Annotated in this window: 17 protein-coding genes and 1 pseudogene; 5 read left to right on the forward strand and 13 right to left on the reverse strand. The window is 63.0% G+C overall.

All coding sequences use genetic code 11. From position 1 onward, the window contains the following. Positions 1–5: 5 nt before the first annotated feature. Both BMY38_RS02015 and kce read right to left on the reverse strand, forming a co-directional pair. Positions 6–716 carry an NYN domain-containing protein gene (locus tag BMY38_RS02015; RefSeq protein ID WP_092759287.1) on the reverse strand — a complete coding sequence of 237 codons (711 nt, stop codon included), beginning with the start codon at positions 714–716 and terminating at the stop codon, positions 6–8. 64 nt (positions 717–780) lie between these two features. Continuing rightward, complete coding sequence (kce, locus tag BMY38_RS02020; protein WP_092759289.1) at positions 781–1,707, reverse strand: 3,5-dioxohexanoate:acetyl-CoA acetone transferase; 927 nt, start codon at positions 1,705–1,707, stop codon at positions 781–783. Between the two features lie 39 nt (positions 1,708–1,746). Between kce and BMY38_RS02025 the strand changes: the two genes are divergently transcribed. Beyond that, a complete protein-coding gene (locus BMY38_RS02025) occupies positions 1,747–2,523 on the forward strand; it encodes an SDR family oxidoreductase (RefSeq protein ID WP_092759291.1) in 777 nt (258 codons plus the stop codon). A 16-nt stretch (positions 2,524–2,539) separates the two neighbouring features. Here BMY38_RS02025 and BMY38_RS02030 read toward each other — a convergent pair whose 3' ends face one another. Both BMY38_RS02030 and BMY38_RS02035 read right to left on the reverse strand, forming a co-directional pair. Next, complete coding sequence (locus BMY38_RS02030) at positions 2,540–3,652, reverse strand: S-(hydroxymethyl)glutathione dehydrogenase/class III alcohol dehydrogenase (protein ID WP_092759293.1); 1,113 nt, start codon at positions 3,650–3,652, stop codon at positions 2,540–2,542. A 157-nt stretch (positions 3,653–3,809) separates the two neighbouring features. Then, on the reverse strand, positions 3,810–5,303 hold the full coding sequence (locus BMY38_RS02035) for an FAD-dependent oxidoreductase (protein ID WP_175495737.1): 1,494 nt from the start codon (positions 5,301–5,303) through the stop codon (positions 3,810–3,812). A 178-nt stretch (positions 5,304–5,481) separates the two neighbouring features. Between BMY38_RS02035 and rimP the strand changes: the two genes are divergently transcribed. Genes rimP through infB form a run of 4 tightly spaced genes read left to right on the forward strand, consistent with a single transcriptional unit; the run spans position 5,482 to position 10,799 of the window. Next, positions 5,482–6,066, forward strand: coding sequence for a ribosome maturation factor RimP (gene rimP, locus BMY38_RS02040; protein WP_092759297.1), 585 nt, complete (start codon positions 5,482–5,484; stop codon positions 6,064–6,066). A gap of 3 nt (positions 6,067–6,069) precedes the next feature. Further along, a complete protein-coding gene (nusA, locus tag BMY38_RS02045; RefSeq protein WP_092759299.1) occupies positions 6,070–7,689 on the forward strand; it encodes a transcription termination factor NusA in 1,620 nt (539 codons plus the stop codon). 18 nt (positions 7,690–7,707) lie between these two features. Next, positions 7,708–8,340, forward strand: a complete 633-nt coding sequence (locus tag BMY38_RS02050) for an RNA-binding protein (protein ID WP_092759301.1) — start codon at positions 7,708–7,710, stop codon at positions 8,338–8,340. Further along, positions 8,337–10,799 (forward strand): translation initiation factor IF-2, encoded by a 2,463-nt coding sequence (gene infB / locus BMY38_RS02055; RefSeq protein ID WP_092759303.1) that lies wholly within the window; start codon positions 8,337–8,339, stop codon positions 10,797–10,799. The genes BMY38_RS02050 and infB overlap by 4 nt, the downstream gene beginning before the upstream one ends. Before the next feature lie 69 nt (positions 10,800–10,868). Here infB and BMY38_RS02060 read toward each other — a convergent pair whose 3' ends face one another. From BMY38_RS02060 to BMY38_RS02095, 9 genes and pseudogenes are all read right to left on the reverse strand, one after another. Next, positions 10,869–11,501, reverse strand: coding sequence for a hypothetical protein (locus BMY38_RS02060; protein ID WP_092759305.1), 633 nt, complete (start codon positions 11,499–11,501; stop codon positions 10,869–10,871). Positions 11,502–11,609: 108 nt separating this feature from the next. After that, positions 11,610–12,410, reverse strand: a complete 801-nt coding sequence (locus BMY38_RS02065) for a cytochrome c1 (protein WP_092759307.1) — start codon at positions 12,408–12,410, stop codon at positions 11,610–11,612. Between the two features lie 12 nt (positions 12,411–12,422). Beyond that, positions 12,423–13,784: a cytochrome b gene (locus BMY38_RS02070; protein ID WP_092759309.1), complete on the reverse strand. Its 1,362-nt coding sequence runs from the start codon at positions 13,782–13,784 to the stop codon at positions 12,423–12,425. A 10-nt stretch (positions 13,785–13,794) separates the two neighbouring features. Beyond that, entirely contained in the window at positions 13,795–14,367 is a 573-nt protein-coding gene (petA, locus tag BMY38_RS02075; protein WP_092759311.1) for a ubiquinol-cytochrome c reductase iron-sulfur subunit, read from the reverse strand. A 152-nt stretch (positions 14,368–14,519) separates the two neighbouring features. Then, complete coding sequence (locus tag BMY38_RS02080; RefSeq protein ID WP_092759313.1) at positions 14,520–14,951, reverse strand: GNAT family N-acetyltransferase; 432 nt, start codon at positions 14,949–14,951, stop codon at positions 14,520–14,522. Then, positions 14,948–15,547: a glutathione S-transferase gene (locus tag BMY38_RS02085; protein ID WP_092759315.1), complete on the reverse strand. Its 600-nt coding sequence runs from the start codon at positions 15,545–15,547 to the stop codon at positions 14,948–14,950. The genes BMY38_RS02080 and BMY38_RS02085 overlap by 4 nt, the downstream gene beginning before the upstream one ends. A 108-nt stretch (positions 15,548–15,655) precedes the next feature. Beyond that, complete coding sequence (locus tag BMY38_RS18340) at positions 15,656–16,141, reverse strand: fasciclin domain-containing protein (protein ID WP_245737523.1); 486 nt, start codon at positions 16,139–16,141, stop codon at positions 15,656–15,658. A 48-nt stretch (positions 16,142–16,189) separates the two neighbouring features. Further along, positions 16,190–16,750 (reverse strand): annotated as a pseudogene (locus BMY38_RS18345) (fasciclin domain-containing protein); the annotation flags it as partial. Between the two features lie 113 nt (positions 16,751–16,863). Next, positions 16,864–17,184: an FMN-binding negative transcriptional regulator gene (locus BMY38_RS02095; protein WP_424337512.1), complete on the reverse strand. Its 321-nt coding sequence runs from the start codon at positions 17,182–17,184 to the stop codon at positions 16,864–16,866. Positions 17,185–17,267: the final 83 nt, after the last annotated feature.

Consider the following 17,267-nt stretch of genomic DNA (forward strand, 5'->3'; position numbering starts at 1 on the left):
GATCGTCAGTCCCGGCGTCGCACCATCAGCTGATTGCCCTCTTTCCGGGTCTCGAGCCGCCGAATGTCGCCAATCAGCTCGCTCAGCTTGCGCTTGCCATAGGTCCGGGTGTCGAAGTCGGGCACCGCGGCCATGATCGTGCTGCCCAATGCTCCCAGTGCAACCCAGTCGTCTTCCTGGTTCATCTGCTCCATGGCGCGCAGGATCATGGGCAGCGCGTCCTGGGGCTTCCGCTTGGTGGCGGCAACGGTGGCATCTTGCGGCGCGGCAGGTTCGTCGATCAGGTTTTCGATCAGGATGAAGCGGTTGCAGACGTTGCGCAGACTTTCGGGGGCCTTGCCTTCGCCAATGCCGAACACGTCCAGCCCATCCTCGCGAATCCGCGACGCCAGCCGGGTGAAATCGCTGTCGGAGCTGACCAGAACGAAACCGTCGAAGCGCCCGCCGTTCAGGATGTCCATCGCGTCGATCACCAGCCCGATGTCGCTGGCGTTCTTGCCCTTCGTATTGGCGGTTTCCTGATGCGCGACCAGCCCCAGCTCCAACACCTTGTCGGCCCAGCCGCGCAATTGCCCCGACGACCAGTCGCCATAGACCCGCCGCAATGCCGGTTCCCCGAGACTGGTTATCTCTTTCAGGATCGCCTCGGCGAATTTGGCGGGAATATTATCGGCGTCGATCAGGACGGCGAGGAGAGGACGGTCGCGGTTGGCCAAGGCAAGCTCCTTTTCGACGTGCCTAGCGAAGCCGGTCGCCGCCGTCCATTGCGGCGGACGCCACTCAGAATCCGACCCGGTCGCCGCCTTTGAGCGCCAGCATCTGACGCGCCTCGGCGGGTGTGGCGACCTCCAGCCCCAGCGCCTCGATCATCTGTCGCGCTTTCGTCACCTGGTCCGCGTTGGTCCGCGCCAGCTCGCCCGGCCCGATCCACAGATTATCCTCCAGTCCGACACGGACATGGCCGCCAAGGGTCACTGACTGCAGCGCAATCGCCATCTGCTTTCGCCCGGCGCCCAGCACCGACCATTCGAGGTCATCCCCGAAAAGGCGATCCGCCGTGCGCTTCATGTGCAGAACGTCTTCCGGGTGGCCGCCGATGCCCCCCAGAAGTCCAAAGACAGATTGCACGAAAAACGGTGCCGTCACGAGACCCCGGTCCACGAAATGCGCCAGCGTATAGAGATGCCCGATATCATAGCACTCGATTTCGAAGCGGGTTCCGTTTTCGGCGCATGTCGTGAGGATATATTCGATATCCGCAAAGGTATTGCGGAAGATGCGATCCTTCGACCCTTCCAGATATGGTTTTTCCCAATCGTGATTGAACTGTGGATAGCGGTCGAGCATCGGGTAGAGGCCGAAATTCATCGAACCCATGTTCAGCGAAGCCACCTCGGGCGCGAAATGCGCCGCCGGTTTGACCCGTTCCTCGACCAGCATCGTGGGGGCGCCGCCGGTCGTGATATTGACGACCGCGTCGCACCCCTGACGGATCACGCCCAGGATCGGCGCAAAGGCTTCGGGCGACTGGTCGGGCTGACCGGTCCGGGGGTTGCGCGCATGGACATGCACGAGGGCCGCACCCGCCTCTGCCGCTCCGATGGCGGCCTCTGCGATCTCGGAGGGCGTGACTGGAAGATGCGGAGACATCGTCGGTGTGTGGATTGCGCCGGTAACGGCGCAGGTGATCATGACCTTGCGGGGCATCGCATCCTCCGGTTTGTTGACAGCTTGGGAGGGTTCGGCATGGACATGCAACTGAAAGATGCGCGGGTCATCGTTACCGCAGGCGCTTCGGGCATCGGGCGCGAGATTGTGCAGGCCTTCCACGACGAAGGCGCGCGCATTGCAACCTGCGATATCGACGAGGCCGCGCTGGAGGCGCTGCGCGACGACCTGCCCGGCGTCCACGCCACTATCTGCGACGTATCGGACCCGGCCGCCGCTGCCGTGTTCGTCGCCGACGCCATCGCACATCTGGGCGGGCTGGATACACTGGTGAACAACGCGGGCATTGCCGGGCCGACGGCGGCGGTCGAGGACATCGACCCCCACGACTGGGCGCGCACGCTGAACGTCTGCCTGACCGGACAGTTCAACTGCACCCGCGCCGCCATTACGGCCCTGCGCAACAGCGACAACGCGTCGATCACCAACATGTCCTCGGCAGCGGGTCGGCTGGGGTTCGCGCGGCGCACGCCATATGCGGCGGCGAAATGGGGGGTTGTCGGATTCACCAAATCACTGGCGTTGGAACTTGGGCCGGTCGGTATCCGTGCCAATGCGATCCTTCCGGGGCTGGTCGCGGGCGATCGTCAGCGCCGCGTGATGGAAGCGCGCGCCCAGTCCCGTGGCAAGACTATACCCGAAATCGAGGCCGAAGCCTTTGATCGCGTGTCTATCCGCGAGTTTGTCACGGCCCGGCAACTGGCCGATCAGATTCTTCTGCTGGCCAGTCCGCGCGGACGCACGATTTCGGGTCAGGCCATTGCCATCGACGGCGACCTGGGAATGCTGGGCTGAGGGAAATCCGAAAAGGTCAGTAGATGACCACGCTGCGGATGCTTTCGCCCGCGTGCATCAGATCGAAGCCCTTGTTGATGTCAGACAAGGGCATCGTGTGCGTGATCATCGGGTCGATCTCGATCTTGCCATCCATGTACCAGTCGACGATTTTCGGGACGTCGGTTCGGCCCCGCGCGCCGCCAAAGGCCGTACCGCGCCAGACCCGCCCGGTGACAAGCTGGAAAGGTCGCGTCGAGATTTCCGCGCCCGCGGGGGCCACGCCGATGATGACGCTCTCGCCCCAGCCCTTGTGCGCCGACTCCAGCGCCGTTCGCATAACGCCGACATTGCCGGTCGCATCGAAGGTATAATCCGCGCCACCCCTGGTCAGGGCCACGAGATAGGCAACCAGATCGCCGTCGATTTCGGACGGATTCACGAAATCGGTCATGCCGAACCGGGTCGCCATCGGGATCTTGTCGGGGTTCAGGTCGACCCCCACGATCTGATCCGCACCGGCCAGCCTAAGTCCTTGAATTACATTAAGTCCGATACCGCCCAGTCCAAACACGATAGCGGTCGAACCGATCTCGACCTTGGCGGTATTTATGACGGCCCCTATGCCCGTCGTGACGCCGCAGCCGATGTAGCAGATCTTGTCGAACGGAGCATCTTCGCGGACCTTGGCAAGCGCGATTTCAGGCAGGACGGAGTGGTTCGCGAAGGTCGAGCAGCCCATGTAATGCAGGATCGGATCGCCATCGAGGGTCGTGAACCGCGATGTGCCGTCGGGCATCAGGCCCTGACCTTGCGTCGTGCGGATCTTCTGGCACAGGTTCGTCTTGGGGTTCAGGCAATACTCGCATTCACGGCATTCGGGCGTGTAGAGCGGAATAACGTGATCGCCGGGCTTCAGGGTGGTGACGCCTTCCCCGACTTCCAGAACGATTCCAGCACCTTCGTGGCCCAGAATCGCGGGAAACAGTCCTTCCGGATCAGCGCCCGACAGGGTGAATTCATCGGTGTGGCAGATGCCTGTGGCCTTCATTTCGACCAGCACCTCGCCCGCGCGGGGGCCGTCGAGATTTACATCCATGACTTCAAGGGGTTTTCCGGCCTGAACGGCGACGGCGGCTTTGGTGCGCATGGGATTCTCCTGTTTCGGAGCAGGGTGAAGCAGACGCGGCTGCGGGGCAAGACGCGGCGCCCTGTCCCGGTGCGGATCAGGGATTTCTGATCCGAAACGAACGTCGGACCGACGGGTGATCTGCGGGTGATCCGCGTCGGACGCGACGGCGGATGGCTCAGGCCGGGATCGGCCCGCCTGCCGCCAGCATTTCGAGATGGAGCGCCGCAAGGTCCGCGTCCCGTCCGGCGGTCACCGCTGCCCTGACCTGCCCGTCCTTGATATACCGCGCGAGAAACGGGCCGGTGGGATCCCCGTCGAATTCGATCTCGTCCCAGTCTTCGGCGTAACCGAGATAGCGATACTGGCGGCCCAGTGCCGTCCAGAAGAACGGAATGTCCAGCGGCACCCCCTGCCCCAGCATTGCCAGTGCTGCATTGCGACCATGCTGACAGGCGACCCGCCAGTGTTCGATCCGGGCCGTCCCGAAAGGCGTCGGTGCGACTGCGCAGTCGCCGGCGACATAAACGCCGGACAGGCCGGGGACCGACAGGCCGGGGCCGGTCACCACGCCGCCGTCGTCCTGTGTGCGCAATCCGTCGATTGCATCTGTGGCGGGGGTCACACCCATCGCCAAAAGGACAAGATCGGCGTCGATCGTTTCGCCGGTTTCCAGCGTCACGCCCGTTGCATTGTCCTTGCCGGTGACTGAGGTCAGGGATGCGCCGGGGACGAATGTGATGCCCTTCGCCTCATGCTCGTCCTGAATGATGCGCCCGAGACGTTCGCCCAGAATACGGGCCAGCGGCACCTGCTCGCGCATTGCGACAGTGACCGACAAACCGCGCTTGGCCAGCGACAAGGCCCCTTCCAGCCCGATGAAACCGCCCCCGATCAGAACGGCGGATCCGGTCGTCTCGGTCGCCTGTGAAATCGCGGCGGCGTCGGCGCCGGAGCGGAGCGTATGCACACCCGGCAGATCGACACCCGGCAAGTCCGGGCGATTCGGGCGGCCACCGGGGGCGATGAGCAGCTTGTCGAAGGCATGGCGACCGCCATCGGCCATGACCACCTGGCCCGGTTCGATGGCGACAGCCTGGCCAGACACCAGCGTCACATCCAGGTCGGCCAGCGTATCGGCATCCGTCAGGATCGCGTCGTCGGGAGTTCTGCTACCGGACAGGACGGCCTTCGACAGCATCGTGCGGTCCAGCGGCAGGCCATCGGGAGAAATCATCTGGATGATCCCTTCGAAGCCCATCTCCCGCAGGGTTTTCGCACAGGTATTCCCCGCCGCCCCGGCACCGACTATCACGATGCGCTCCGGGTTCAGGCCCAGACGCGCATGGTCCGGTGCCAGGTGCAGATCGGTGTCGGGGATATCGACAATCACCCGCCCGTCCTTCTGCGTGACGGTATATCGACGCAGGTCCGCATGGCCGGGCGGCTGGATTTGCCGACCCGTGCGGGCGTTGAAACACGCATGATGAAAAGCGCATATCAGCGTGCCGTCGCGCACCACGCCCTTGGCCAGCGGCAGGCCATAATGCGGACAGAGATGCGCCAGCGCGGTCACGTCGTCGCCGGTGCGGATCAGGATGACCTTTGCCCCGTCGGGCTGATGCGGCACACCTTCGGGAATATCGGCCAGGGCGATGTCGATCTGGGTCATGGGTGTCTCCGGTTTCCGGCGGAACAATCTGTCTGCCAATACAAATGCGCAGACCGCTTGCATGTTCCCCACCCCTTCCTTATATGCCCCTCAACAGCGGCGGCCAACTGGCCCCACCGGATAAGTCAACGGGCCGCGCGCCCGTTTTTTTGTGCCTTCACCCAACGTCCAGGGAATCATGTCCGATCTGATCGCCAAGACCGCGCAGGACAAGCGCATCGCCGAGATCGTCACCCCCGTCATCGAGGACATGGGGTTCGAGTTGGTGCGTCTGCGTCTGATGTCGGGCAAGACGGCGACGTTGCAGATCATGGCCGATCGGCCCGAGGGCGGCATCGAGGTCGACGAGTTAGCGAAGATCAGCACGGATGTCTCCGCCGTTCTGGATGTCGAGGACCCGATTTCCGAGGAATATACGCTGGAAGTCAGCAGCCCCGGCATCGACCGCCCCTTGACACGGCTGAAGGATTTCGACGTCTGGGACGGCTATGAGGCGCGGATCGAGACGGAAAACCTGATCGACGGCCAGCGCCGGTTCAAGGGCTGGCTGCGCGGCACGGAAAACGGCGAAGTCCTGATCGAGATCGAACAGGGCACCGAGACGCCGACGATCGGATTGCAGTTCGACTGGCTGTCGGACGCCAAGCTGATCCTGACGGATGATCTCATCCGTGAGGTGCTGAAAAACCGCAAGGACAAGGGTCAGATCGACGAGACCCAGTTCGACGAAGTAGAAACTCTCATGGACGGCGAGGAAGACTAACCCATGGCCATCACATCCGCCAACCAGCTGGAACTTCTCCAGATCGCCGACGCGGTCGCCCGCGAGAAGATGATCGACCCCGGCCTCGTGATCGAGGCGATGGAGGAATCGCTCGCCCGTGCCGCCAAGTCGCGCTACGGCAGCGAAATGGACATCCGCGTGTCCATCGACCGCAAGTCGGGCCGCGCCACTTTCACCCGCGTCCGCACCGTGGTCGAGGACGAGTTGCTGGAGAACGAAAAGGCCGAGTTCACCGTCGAGCAGGCCAAGCCGTATCTGGACGACCCCAAGATCGGCGACACGTTCGTGGAAGAAGTGCCGCCTGTCGACATGGGCCGGATCGCCGCGCAGTCGGCCAAGCAGGTCATCATCCAGAAGGTCCGCGAGGCCGAGCGCGAGCGTCAGTACGAAGAGTTCAAGGACCGCGCCGGGACAATCATCAACGGTGTCGTCAAGCGCGAGGAATATGGCAACGTCATCGTCGATATCGGCGCGGGCGAAGCGTCGTTGCGCCGTAACGACAAGATCGGGCGCGAGAGCTATCGCCCCGGCGACCGGATCCGCGTCTATATCAAGGACGTCCGCCGCGAGGAGCGCGGGCCGCAGATCTTCCTGTCGCGCACCGCGCCCGAGTTCATGGTCGAGCTGTTCCGCATGGAAGTGCCCGAGATTTATGACGGCGTGATCGAGATCAAGGCCTGTGCCCGCGATCCGGGATCGCGTGCCAAGATCGCCGTGATCAGCTATGACAGCAGTATCGACCCGGTCGGCGCCTGCGTAGGTATGCGCGGATCGCGCGTTCAGGCCGTCGTCAACGAGCTTCAGGGTGAAAAGATCGACATCATCCCGTGGACCGATGACGCGGCCACGTTCCTGGTGAATGCGCTGCAGCCCGCCGAGGTCACGAAAGTCGTGATCGACGAGGACGCCGAGCGGATCGAAGTCGTGGTGCCGGAGGAGCAGCTGTCGCTGGCCATCGGTCGTCGCGGTCAGAACGTGCGGCTGGCGTCGCAACTGACCGGATTGGATATCGACATCCTGACCGAGGAAGAAGAGAGCAAGCGCCGCCAGGCCGAGTTCGAGCTGCGCACCAAGCTGTTCATGGAGGCGCTGGATCTGGATGAGTTCTTCGCCCAGCTTCTGGTCTCCGAAGGGTTCACGAACCTTGAGGAAGTCGCCTACGTCGAGGTCGACGAACTGCTGGTCATCGACGGTGTCGACGAAGGCACGGCGGGCGAATTGCAGGCCCGTGCCCGCGACTATATCGAGGCACAGAACAAGGCCGCGATGGATGCCGCCCGCGAGGCGGGTCTGGCCGACGATCTGGCCAATTTCGAGGGTTTGACGCCGCAGATGCTGCAGGCGCTGACCGCCGATGGCATCAAGACGCTGGAAGACTTCGCAACCTGTGCCGACTGGGAACTGGCCGGGGGCTGGACCGTCGAAAAGGGCGAGCGAATCAAGGACGACGGCCTGCTGGAGCCTTTCGATGTCTCGCTGGAGGAAGCGCAGGATATGATCATGACCGCCCGCGTGATGCTGGGCTGGGTCAGCCCCGAGGATGTGGTCGGATCGTCGGAAGGCGATGCCGAGGCCACCGAACCAGAGGAGGCCGGGGCGTGATCGCCCCGGATCGTTCCCCTGACGCGCGGCGGCAGAGACAAAAATCGCGACGAGCCTGATCGTCGCTGCATCGTAACCGGCGAGACCGGCTCCAAGTCGGGGCTGATCCGTTTTGTCGTCGGACCTGACGATACGATCTATCCGGATGTGGCGAACAAGCTGCCCGGACGGGGAATATATGTGACGGCATCACGTGAGGTCTTGGAAAAGGCCATTGCGAAGCGCATGTTCTCCAAGGGTGCGAAGAAACAGGTCCGGATTCCCGACGGATTGCCGGACCTCGTCGAATCGCTGCTTCTCAAACGCCTTCAGGACCTGCTCGCCATGGCTCGCAAGGCCGGCAAGGCGATCACCGGCTATGAGAAGGTGAAGGTTATGCTGATCCGGGAAGAGGCGCGCGTTCTGTTGCAGGCCTCGGACGGATCGGAGCGCGGCAAGGGCAAGCTGTCGACGCCTGGGAACGGCAAATGGATCGGTTTCCTGACGGCAGATGAGTTGGGTTTGGCCTTCGGACGAGACCGGGTGATCCATGCGGCGGTGTCTGCTGGAACCTTGGCCAAACGTATTGTAGAGGAAGCCGCAAGGCTTCAGGGCATCAGACAAGTGAATGGCAGCACTCCGGCTGCCGAGAAGGATACTGGGAACGCATGAGCGATCAGGACGGCAAGAAACCCCTCGGACTTTCTGGTGGCGCGCGTAGCGGCACCGTAAAGCAAAGCTTTGCCCGTGGACGTACCAACAATGTTGTGGTGGAGACCAAGCGCAAGCGCGTTTCGGTCCCCAAACCCAGTGGCCAGTCCGCGGCCGCGGTAAACGCGCAGGGTGGTAAGCAGACCAGCACCACCGACGCTGAAATGGATCGTCGCCTGAAGGCGCTGCAGATGGCCAAGGCCCGCGAGGCCGAGGACACGGAGCGCCGTCAGCAGGAAGAGCAGAAGCGCGAGGATGAGCGCAACCGTCGCCGCGCCGAGATCGAGACCAAGGAGCGCGAAGAGAAAGAGCGCGAAGAACTGGCCCGAAAGCGTGCCGAAGAGGACGCCCGTCGTCAGGAAGAGGCGCGCGAGGCCAAGGCCCGCCCGTCCGAGCCTGTCGCCGCGGAGCCCTCGCCCGACACTTCGCCGCGTCAGCGCAACCTGGGCCCCGATGCGCGCCCCGGCCGCAACGATGGACCGCGCAAGCGCGAAGAGGAAACCGGCAAGCCCAAGGGCGACGGCGATCGCCGGTCCGGCAAGCTGACCGTCAATCAGGCCCTGCGCGGTGGCGAAGGCGGGCGGACACGTTCGCTGGCCTCGATGCGCCGCAAACAGGAGCGTCAGCGCAAGGGCGGCGGCAACGTCACCCAGGAAAAGGTGATGCGCGAAGTGCGCCTGCCCGAGACCATCGTGGTGTCGGAACTGGCCAATCGCATGTCCGAGCGGGTCGCCGCTGTCGTGAAATCCCTGATGACAAGCGGCATGATGGTCACCCAGAACGAGGTTCTGGACGCCGATACTGCCGAGCTGATCATCGAGGAATTTGGCCACAAGGTCGTCCGCGTCTCCGATTCCGACGTGGAGCAAGTGATCGAGATCACCGAGGACAAGCCCGAGGATCTGGTCGAGCGCGCTCCGGTCATCACGATCATGGGCCACGTCGACCACGGCAAGACGTCGCTGCTGGATGCGATCCGCAAGACCAAGGTCGTGTCGGGCGAGGCCGGCGGCATCACGCAGCATATCGGGGCCTATCAGGTAGAGGTAAACGGCAAGCCGCTGTCGTTCCTCGACACGCCGGGTCACGCCGCCTTCACGTCGATGCGGGCACGTGGCGCGCAGGTGACGGATATCGTCGTTCTGGTCGTCGCCGCAGACGATCAGGTCATGCCGCAAACGGTCGAGGCGATTGCGCATGCCAAAGCCGCGAACGTGCCGATGATCATCGCTATCAACAAGATGGACCGTCCCGGTGCCGATCCGCAGAAGGTCCGCACGGACCTGTTGCAGCACGAGGTGATCGTCGAGGCGATGTCCGGCGAGGTTCAGGATGTCGAGGTCTCCGCCCATACTGGCGCAGGTCTGGATCAACTGCTGGACGCCATCGTGCTTCAGGCCGAAATCCTCGAGTTGAAAGCCAACCCGAACCGCGCCGCCCAAGGTGCGGTGATCGAAGCGCAGCTTGACGTGGGTCGTGGCCCCGTTGCGACCGTTCTGGTTCAGAACGGCACATTGCGCAAAGGCGACATTTTCGTCGTCGGCGAGCAGTGGGGCAAGGTTCGCGCGCTGGTCGACGATCAGGGCAAGCGCATCGACGAGGCCGGACCTTCTGTTCCGGTCGAAGTGCTGGGTCTGAATGGCACGCCCGGTGCCGGTGACGTGCTGAACGTGGTCGAGACCGAAGCACAGGCGCGCGAGATCGCGGAATACCGCGAAAAGGCCGCCAAGGACAAACGTGCCGCCGCCGGTGCCGCGACGACGCTGGATCAGATGATGGCCAAGGCCAAGGAAGATCAGGGCGTTTCGGAACTGCCGCTGTTGGTCAAAGCCGACGTTCAGGGCTCGGCCGAGGCAATCGTGCAGGCGATGGAGAAGATCGGTAACGACGAGGTCCGCGTGCGGATCCTGCATTCGGGTGTCGGCGCCATCACCGAATCGGACATCACGCTGGCCGAAGCCTCGGGTGCGCCGGTCATCGGCTTCAACGTCCGGGCCAATGCGCCCGCACGGGCCGCCGCGAACCAGAAGGGCGTGGAAATCCGATACTATTCGGTGATCTACGACCTGGTGGACGACATCAAGGATGCCGCCTCGGGTCTGCTGTCTGCCGAGATCAAGGAGACCTTCATCGGTTACGCCGAGATCCGCGAAGTCTTCAAGGTGACGGGCGTCGGCAACGTCGCGGGCTGTCTGGTGACCGAGGGCGTGGCCCGCCGGTCGGCAGGTGTGCGTCTGTTGCGCGACGACGTCGTGATCCACGAAGGCACACTGAAGACCCTCAAGCGCTTCAAGGACGAGGTCAAAGAGGTCCAGTCCGGTCAGGAATGCGGTATGGCCTTCGAGCGCTACGAGGATATCCGCAAGGGCGATGTCATCGAGATCTTCACACGCGAGGAAATCGAACGCTCGCTGGAGTGATCTGCCGGCTTGCCGGATCTGTATGGAAAGGGGTCCCTCTCGGGGCCCCTTTTCACATGTCGGTGTGCTTTATCGCGGCGGTTTGGCGCTGAAGATCGGATGCGCGCGGCGCGCGGCGCCCTCGGGTTTGGCGGCGAAGCCTGGTTCCGTACGCGACACGGATTTCGGACCCGGTTGTGAAAGGCGCGGCGCGGCTGCCGGTGTCGGGGTCGGCGCGGAGAGGCGGGCCTTGAGATGCACAGGCATCGGCGGCACATCGTCGACCGGAACCGCCTTCAGGGCATCGTCCTGCACCGCCCCTGATCCAGGCTGACGAATCGGGGCGACCGGTTCGTCGGGTGTATCGCGCTCGATATCCGCAGTCCCGGCTTGCGGTCGGGACAGGGCCTTCCGCTCTGGCCGCCTGCGCGCCAACATCAGCATTTCGCGGGTCATATCGGCGGTATCCATCGCCGCACGGCTTTGCACCGCCAAGAGCAGCGACATCAGGCCAAAGGCGATAATACCCAGGCCCAGGGCCGACGCCGCGATCCGTGCAGTCAGCGACACCTCGCCGGTAGCGCCACCGCTGCCGGGCGTCGCACCAAGGGCAAACCCTGCAATGGCAAGCAGAAGACCGATCGCGGCCAGCCCCCAGCCAATGTTGGAGAACAGCACGGATATACTGCGGCCCAGCGGATACGTTTTTTTGAAGTCGCTCATGTGATCCCCGTTTTCTGCCTCGACACTGCCGCTTGCGGCGCGCCTTGCCCAACGAAAAAGGCCGACCCCGAAGGGTCAGCCCGATTTTTGCCGACCGACATGGCGCGATCAGATGTCTTTCGTGCCTTTGACCGGGGCCCAGATACGCTTGTTGGTCAGATAGAGCAGCACCGAGAACAAAGCCAGCATGATGATGGCTGTCAGACCCATCTGCTTGCGTGCCGCAAGTTTGGGTTCAGCGGTCCACATCAGGAAGGCAGCGACGTCCTGCGCCGCACTTTCCAGATCGGCCGGGGCACCGTCGTCGAATTCGACATAATCGTCGCCCAGAGGGGGAGCCATGCTGATCCAGCCGCCCTTGAAGGCCTTGTTCCCGTAGAGGATCGAGCCTGCTTCCTCTCTTTCCTCGCCGGTGTAGCCGGTCAGGAGCGAGGCAATATATTCCGGTCCGCCGCTGCCCTTCAGTAACTGTTTGATACCAAGATTCAGAGGTCCGTGGAAACCGGCGCGGGCCTTGGCCATCAGGGACAGATCGGGCGCCCCGACGGAATTGTTCACCGGAAAAACATCCGGCGGCGTGGCCGTGCGGTAATCGCCTTCGCCATCGGCCAGGGTCCTGTCGAAAACCTCGATCTCGCCCGCGTAGGCCTTGACCTGATCTTCCGAGAAGCCCGGTCCCCCGGAGTCGCCCAGCGTGCGGATCGGCACGAATTTCAGGCCATGGCACGAGGAACAGACCTGGGTATAGACCTTGAGACCCCTTTGCAGCTGGTTCTGATCAAACGTGCCGAACGGCCCCTCGAACGAGAAGTCGTAATCGGTGATTTCCTGCTTGTAATGGTCAGCCGCAAAGACTGCAGAAGTCGTGACGACAAGTGCCGCAAGGGCGCGTATGATGGTCGAGAACATCTGTCCCTCTCCTTATTCGGCGGGCGTGCCGGATTTTTCACCGGGCAACCGCATTCCGGTCGCACTGCCGGTTTCCCCATAGTGGGCTGCGAAATCTTCCTCGATCGTCGCAGGGCGGGCCAGCGGCTTTTCGATCACGCCAAGCAACGGCAGGATCACCAGAAAGTAGGCGAACCAATAGGCTGCGGCGATGAGCGAGATCCAGTCATAGGGTGACACGGTCGGCATGGACCCCACCCACATCAGCACGAGGAAATCGAGTGCGAGCAAGGCGAACCACCACTTGAACATCGGGCGATATCGGCCCGACCGGATCGACGATGTGTCAAGCCACGGGGCCAGTGCCATCACGATGATCGAGCCGAACATGGCGATCACACCGAAGAACTTGGCGTCGACGATGCCGCCGGTGATCCAGTCCACCGCGATCACGACCCAGACATCCGCTGTGAAGGCCCGCAAAATCGCGTAGAACGGCAGGAAATACCATTCGGGCACGATTTCAGCGGGCGTAATAAGCGCGTTTGCCTCGATGTAGTTGTCGGGATGGCCCAGATAGTTGGGTATGAACCCGACAATGGCGAAGAACACCAGCAGGATAACGGCCAGCGCGAACAGGTCCTTGATGACGAAGTAGGGCCAGAACGGCAGAGTGTCCTTCTTGGCTTCCTCCTTGGACGTGCGACGCACCTCGACCCCGGTGGGGTTGTTGTTCCCGGTCGTGTGAAACGACCAGATATGCACGATCGTCAGGCCGAGAATCAGGAACGGCATCAGGTAGTGCAGCGAGAAAAAGCGATTCAGCGTCGGGTTTCCGACTGCCGGTCCGCCCAGCAGCCAGGTCTGAATCGATTCGCCGATCCACGGGATCGCGCCGAACAGGCCGGTGATGACCGTGGCCCCCCAGAAGGACATCTGACCCCAGGGAAGAACGTAACCCATGAAGGCCGTGCCCATCATCAGCAGATAGATAACGATGCCGATGATCCACGTAACCTCGCGCGGGGCCTTATAGGAGCCGTAGTAGAGACTGCGGAAAATATGCGCATAGACCGCCACGAAGAACAGCGAGGCACCGTTCGAGTGAAGATAGCGCAACGCCCAGCCGCCATTGACGTTTCGCATGATTTGTTCGACCGACGCGAAAGCAAGATCAATCTGCGGCGTGTAGTGCATCGCCAGGACGATCCCGGTCACGATCTGGAGCACCAGCGTGAAGGTCAGCACGATGCCCCATATCCACATCCAGTTCAGATTCTTGGGCGTGGGGATCATCATCGTATCGTATATCAGGCCGATGATCGGAAGACGACGTTCGATCCAGCGCTCCGCCGGAGAATTCGGTTTGTAATGGTCGTGGGGAATGCCAGCCATTTGTGCCTCCTCAGCCCAGTCTCAGGGTTGTTTCGTTGGTAAACGATGCCAACGGAATATCCAGGTTGCGCGGTGCGGGACCTTTGCGGATGCGTCCGGACGTATCGTAATGCGACCCGTGGCAGGGGCAGAACCAGCCGCCGAAATCACCCGATTCGCCACCGATCGGAACGCAGCCCAGATGGGTGCATACACCGATCATGACCAGCCATTCGCCGGCCTCGTCCATTGCCCGGTTCTGGTCCAGGGCGGGAGAGTCCGCCAGCTGATTCGGATTTTCGTACAAATAGTCGACCGGATCGGGAAGATCCTCCAACGGCGTGGCACGGGCGGCCGCGATCTCGTCCGCGGATCGCCTGCGGATGAAGACGGGCTTGCCCAGAAACTTGACGGTAAGCTGTGTGCCGACCTCGACGCCGGACACGTCCACGTCGATTGAGGCCAGCGCCTGCACATCCGCCGCAGGGTTCATCTGATTCACCAGCGGCCAGACTGCGGCCCCCGTAAGGACGGCCCCCGTGGCAGCGGTGGCATAGTAGAGGAAATCGCGGCGGGTGCCCGCGTGATCGTCTGCGTGTGACACGAAGCCATCTCCCGGTTTGATATCGGCCTTGCGCAGGGCCGGTCCTAGAACGCACGAGCGGAGCCTGGGATCACTCCCGAACCCGCGTCCTGCCTCCCTTAGCGCATGCCGGGGGGCGAGTTCCAGCGGACAAACGCGCGCAGGGGTACGTTTTACAGGTCGCGGTCCATATCGCGGTGCGGAATGCCTGCATCATCGTAGACCGGGCCATGTGCCTGGAAGCCCAGACGTTCATAAAACCCGAGCGCGTCGATCTGCGCCCCAAGGGTGGCACTGGTGAAACCACGCTCGGCCAACCTGTCCATGACATGACGCATCAGTGCAGTGCCAAGGCCCGTGCCGCGCGCGCGTTTCAGCACGGCGACCCGCTGGATCTTGGCGACCTCGCCCTGGGGCAGAACCCGCAGCGTGGCGACGGAGCCTTCGGCGTCGGTCACCAGCCAGTGCAGGCAATCGGCATCCCTGCCGTCCACGTCCTCGGCGGGGGCGACGTGCTGTTCGGCAATGAAGACCTCGGCACGCACGGCAAGCGGCGCGCGCAGGTCGGTCACTTCACCGATAACCTGACCGGTGGGCAGCTTCATGACGGAGCCGTTGCCGCCATCGCCGGGCGGGCGGAGAAGGCGGCCTGCCAACCGGCCAGGACATCGCGTCCCGCGCGCCAGTCGCGGTCATCATGACGCAGGTCGAGGTATTCCAGGGCGCAGCCGACGGCGATCTGCCCCATGGTCAGCGGACCTTGCAGCATCGGCATCGACCGCGATTCGAGTGCATCGAGCGACCGGGCGATCTTGGTCCATTGCGCATCGAACCATTCAGGCCACCACAGGTTTTCAGGCCGAAGACGTTTTTCGTAGGTGATGGCCAGAGCGGATTCCAAAACAGCATCGCAATTCGCTTCGAGCGACAGAACTTCCCACAGGCGATTCTCGGGATACAAACCGGATTGGGCGCGATGATCCAGAAACCGGCAGATCACCCGGCTGTCATAGATCGCCGGACCTTCGTCGCGGACCAGGGCCGGGATCTTGCCGGACGGATTTGCCGCATTCAGAGCGGCATCCCCGCCCATCGGACTGGCGGCCACGTCCCGCACCTCGATATCGTCCTGCGCGGTCTCGATCAGCAGAACGCGGCATTTACGTGCGAAGGGAGAGGCGGGGGAACTGAGAAGCTGCATATATGGTCTCCGGGGGCAATGGTCCGAACACAATCTAGCGGTGGAACCCGGATTCACAAACGCCGCCCCCGGAGACAAGGGGCGGCGCAGGTGCGGTGGCGGTTGGGCCTACTTTGGCAGCAGCACGCCCTCGACCACGTGGATCACGCCGTTCGACTGCATCACGTCCGCGGTCGAAACCTGATATGCATTGCCGGATTCGTCAAAGATATAAACCGAACCGGATGACGTCATCTGAACCGACAGCGCGTCGCCGGAGACGGTCTGCAGGTTCTTGAACTCGCCGGGGGCAAGCCCGGCGGTCAGGTCTGCGGCTGTCATCTGACCGGCCACGACATGCGCCGTCAGGACCTTGGTCAGGGTATCCTTGTTTTCCGGCTTGAGAAGCGTCTCGACGGTGCCTGCGGGCAGCGCGGCAAAGGCTTCGTCCGTGGGGGCGAAGACGGTGAACGGACCGGGGCCGGACAGCGTCTCGACCAGGCCGGCGGCCTTGACGGCGGCGACCAGTGTCGTGTGGATCGGCGAATTCACTGCGTTCTCGATGATGTTCTTCTGGGCGAACATCGCAGCGCCGCCGACGGTCGGGTTGGCCATGGCATCGGCAGCGGCAGGGGTCGTATCGGCAGGCGCAGCTTCAGCGCCCGGCAACAGGACCGCGTCGATTACGTGAATGACGCCATTCGACTGGACCACGTCGGCGACGGTGACAGTTGCGACCCCGCCCGTCTCGTCTTCCAGCTTGATCTGATCGCCGTCCATAAAGGCCTGCAACGTGCAGCCTCCAACTGTCGACACGGGATAGCGTCCATCCTCACTGGCGATCATGCCCTGGATTGCGTCCGACATCGCGGAATCGGCAACCACATGGCAGGCCAGAACCCTGGTCAGTGCAGCCTTGTTTTCCGGCTTCAGAAGCGTCTCGACGGTGCCTGCGGGCAGCGCGGCAAAGGCTTCGTCCGTGGGGGCGAAGACGGTGAACGGACCGGGGCCGGACAGCGTCTCGACCAGGCCGGCGGCCTTGACGGCGGCGACCAGTGTCGTGTGGATCGGCGAATTCACGGCATTTTCGATGATGTTCTTTTGCGCGAACATCGCTGCGCCGCCGACTTCGGGGTTCGGGGCAGAGTGGGCATCGGCCAGAACAACGCCAGCGGTTCCTCCGGCAAGAACAGTGGCAAGGGTCAGGGTACGTAGGAAGAACATGGGTCTCTCCGAGGTTGGAACAATGGTCCGGCGTCTTTCTGTCCGGTCATGCTCAGTTACGGAGAACATTGGGGATAGGTTTCAAATCGGATGAAATAAATATCAGCGACCGGTCATCGGGGCGGATCGCGCATCAGGCCAGACAGCGCCGCGACCTCCTGCCCCGAAGGCGCGCCGGTGACCGCTTCTGCGGCGCGCGCCCGCACCTTGCCCGGTTTGTTCTGTCCCAGCTTCCACGTGGCGGTGGACTTGGTCATCGTCGTCCGCAAAGGCACGATCTGCCGCATCAGCCGGTCCCGCGCATCGGGTGTCATCTTTGGGACGGTCCACGGCATCTTTGGCAGCAGGCGTCGCTCCTGATCGGCGCTGAGCCGGTCGAGATGATCGCGCAACACATCGTCCGGCAGCCGCGTCAGACGTCCGCGCAGATGCAAAGCGCACCGAACGCACGCTTGCGCGCGAAGGCCAGGCTGCGCGCATCCGGTGTCTGCCGAAAGGCGGAATTGGGGTGCATGGG

Origin of the sequence: Jannaschia helgolandensis (genome assembly GCF_900109285.1) — a bacterium.
GTDB lineage: Bacteria > Pseudomonadota > Alphaproteobacteria > Rhodobacterales > Rhodobacteraceae > Jannaschia > Jannaschia helgolandensis.

What these genes read in the sequence shown, in the direction of transcription:
- kce (WP_092759289.1), bottom strand. Translation starts at nt 1,707, where the DNA reads ATGCCCCGCAAGGTCATGATCACCTGCGCCGTTACCGGCGCAATCCAC.
- BMY38_RS02025 (WP_092759291.1), top strand. Translation starts at nt 1,747, where the DNA reads ATGGACATGCAACTGAAAGATGCGCGGGTCATCGTTACCGCAGGCGCT.
- BMY38_RS02030 (WP_092759293.1), bottom strand. Translation starts at nt 3,652, where the DNA reads ATGCGCACCAAAGCCGCCGTCGCCGTTCAGGCCGGAAAACCCCTTGAA.
- BMY38_RS02035 (WP_175495737.1), bottom strand. Translation starts at nt 5,303, where the DNA reads ATGACCCAGATCGACATCGCCCTGGCCGATATTCCCGAAGGTGTGCCG.
- rimP (WP_092759297.1), top strand. Translation starts at nt 5,482, where the DNA reads ATGTCCGATCTGATCGCCAAGACCGCGCAGGACAAGCGCATCGCCGAG.
- nusA (WP_092759299.1), top strand. Translation starts at nt 6,070, where the DNA reads ATGGCCATCACATCCGCCAACCAGCTGGAACTTCTCCAGATCGCCGAC.
- infB (WP_092759303.1), top strand. Translation starts at nt 8,337, where the DNA reads ATGAGCGATCAGGACGGCAAGAAACCCCTCGGACTTTCTGGTGGCGCG.
- BMY38_RS02060 (WP_092759305.1), bottom strand. Translation starts at nt 11,501, where the DNA reads ATGAGCGACTTCAAAAAAACGTATCCGCTGGGCCGCAGTATATCCGTG.
- BMY38_RS02065 (WP_092759307.1), bottom strand. Translation starts at nt 12,410, where the DNA reads ATGTTCTCGACCATCATACGCGCCCTTGCGGCACTTGTCGTCACGACT.
- BMY38_RS02070 (WP_092759309.1), bottom strand. Translation starts at nt 13,784, where the DNA reads ATGGCTGGCATTCCCCACGACCATTACAAACCGAATTCTCCGGCGGAG.
- BMY38_RS02080 (WP_092759313.1), bottom strand. Translation starts at nt 14,951, where the DNA reads ATGAAGCTGCCCACCGGTCAGGTTATCGGTGAAGTGACCGACCTGCGC.
- BMY38_RS02085 (WP_092759315.1), bottom strand. Translation starts at nt 15,547, where the DNA reads ATGCAGCTTCTCAGTTCCCCCGCCTCTCCCTTCGCACGTAAATGCCGC.
- BMY38_RS18340 (WP_245737523.1), bottom strand. Translation starts at nt 16,141, where the DNA reads ATGGCCAACCCGACCGTCGGCGGCGCTGCGATGTTCGCCCAGAAGAAC.